The organism is Pseudomonas rhizoryzae, from assembly GCF_005250615.1.
Taxonomy (GTDB): Bacteria; Pseudomonadota; Gammaproteobacteria; order Pseudomonadales; family Pseudomonadaceae; genus Chryseomonas; species Chryseomonas rhizoryzae.
On the sequence record NZ_SULM01000042.1, the window covers coordinates 1 to 1,572 of the forward strand.

Genomic DNA, 1,572 nt, shown 5'->3' on the forward strand with positions numbered 1-1,572 from the left:
GGCTCCGGCAGGGCCTTGCGATCCAGCTTGCCGTTGGCCGACAGCGGCATGGCCGCCAGCACCAGCAACTGCGCCGGCACCATGAAGTCCGGCAGTGCTTCGCGCAGCCAGCCGCGCAGCTCGTCGACCGCGACCGCGCCAGTGACGTAGCCCACCAGTTGCAGCCCGCCCTCGCCTGCCCGCGCCACCACCACGGCGTCCTCCACCGCCGGATGGGCGCGCAGGCGCGCCTCGATCTCGCCCAGCTCCAGCCGCTGCCCGCGGATCTTCACCTGGTGGTCGATCCGCCCCAGGTAGTCCAGGGCGCCGTCCGCCCGCCAGCGCGCCAGGTCACCGGTGCGGTACAGCCGGGCGCCGGGCGCGAAGGGATCGGCGACGAAACGTTCGGCGGTCAGTCCGGGCCGGCCGTGGTAGCCCCGCGCCAGGCCCGCGCCGCCGATGTACAGTTCGCCGGTCACCCCTTCCGGCACCGGCGCCAGCCAGGGGTCCAGCACCAGCAGGCGCAGGTTGGCGATGGGCCGGCCGATGGGGACCGTCAGGCCTTCGTCGGTTGCGTTGCAGGGCCAGTGGCTGACGTCGATGGCCGCCTCGGTGGGACCATAGAGGTTGTGCAACTCGGCCCCGTGGCTCTGCTGGAAGGCCTGCTGCAATTCGCGCGGCAGCGCCTCGCCACTGCAGATCACCTGTTCCAGACTCGGGCAGCGCGCCAGTTCGCCAGCCGCCAGGAAGGCCTGCAGCATGGACGGTACGAAGTGCAGCACCTGCACCTCTTCGGCCACGATCACCTCGCGCAGGGCGCGCGGATCGCGGTGGGCGCCCGGATCGGCCACCACCAGGGTGGCGCCGGTCAGCAGCGGCCAGAAGAATTCCCACACCGAGACGTCGAAGCTGAACGGGGTCTTCTGCAGCACCCGGCGCCCTTCGCCGAGTTGGAAGGCGTCCTGCATCCACTGCAGGCGGTTGAGCAGCGCCGCCTGGGTATTGCCGGCGCCCTTGGGCCGGCCGGTGGAGCCGGAGGTGTAGAGCACATAGGCCAGGTGCTCGCCGTGCAGCGCCGGGGTGGGCGCCTGCGCGGGCTGGTCCTGCCAGGCCGTGCGGTCGTCCAGCAGCAGTTGCGGCACCGCGCTGGCCGGCAGACGCGCCCTCAGGTGGCCTTGGGTCAGCAGCAGGCGCACCTGGCTGTCCTCCAGCTGATAGGCCAGCCGCTCGGCGGGATGGTCGGGATCCAGCGGCACATAGGCGCCGCCGGCCTTGAGTACCGCCACCAAGGCCAGTACCAGTTCCACCGAGCGCTCGGCGGCCACACCCACCAACACGTCGGGGCCCACGCCCTGGGCGATCAGCCAGTGCGCCAGGCGATTGGCCTCGGCGTCGAAGTTGGCGTAGTCCAGGCGCCGCGCGCCGTGGACCACGGCCAGCGCCGCGGGAGTGCGCCGCGCCTGCTCGGCCAGCAGCGTCGGCAGCAGCGGCGTGCGCGGATAGGCTACGGCGGTCTGGTTGCGCGCCGCGACCTGGGCCTGGCACTCGGTGGCATCCAGCAGGCACAACTCGCCCAGCGGCTGGTCGACCAGC

General features: G+C 72.4%; 1 protein-coding gene. It reads right to left on the bottom strand.

The features are described from left to right. On the bottom strand, positions 1-1,572 hold a 1,572-nt coding region (locus tag FAZ11_RS24610), incomplete at both ends, for an amino acid adenylation domain-containing protein (RefSeq protein ID WP_137283185.1).